The sequence below is a fragment of the Micromonospora sp. DT231 genome (assembly GCF_049847025.1).
In the GTDB taxonomy this organism is placed as follows: Bacteria; Actinomycetota; Actinomycetes; order Mycobacteriales; family Micromonosporaceae; genus Micromonospora.
The window spans coordinates 1-389 of sequence record NZ_JBNCNO010000047.1 but is presented as its reverse complement, the minus strand read 5'-3'; the positions used below and the strand labels follow the sequence as shown (position 1 = coordinate 389).

Sequence of the window (389 nt, the reverse complement as noted above, 5' to 3'; positions counted from 1 at the left end):
TGAGCCGAGTCCGCATGTGGATTGGTCGGCGGGTGCGGTGTCGTTGTTGACCGAGTCGCGGGTGTGGCCGGAGGTGGATCGTCCGCGCCGGGCGGGCATTTCCTCCTTTGGTATTTCCGGCACGAATGCGCATGTGATCGTCGAGCAGGCTCCGCCGGTATTCGATGCCTCCGTGGAGGCTTCCACCCCGGATGGCGGCTCGCCGGTTGTTGCAGAACTCGCTGCGGTGACCGGTGCGGCTGCGGGTGGTGGCTCGTCGGTGGCGGGGTCGGCTGGGGTCGCCGATGTGATGACCGGCGTGACCGGTGGTGGGGTGGTGCCGGTGGTGGTGTCGGGGCGTTCGGAGCGGGCGTTGGATGCGCAGATCGATCGGCTCGGTGGTGGTGTGG

Annotated in this window: 1 protein-coding gene; it reads left to right on the top strand. The window is 68.4% G+C overall.

What is annotated here, in order from left to right:
• Nucleotides 1-46: 46 nt before the first annotated feature.
• The coding region (locus tag ACPXBU_RS34850; protein WP_425761404.1) for a hypothetical protein at nt 47-389 on the top strand (343 nt) is incomplete at its 3' end.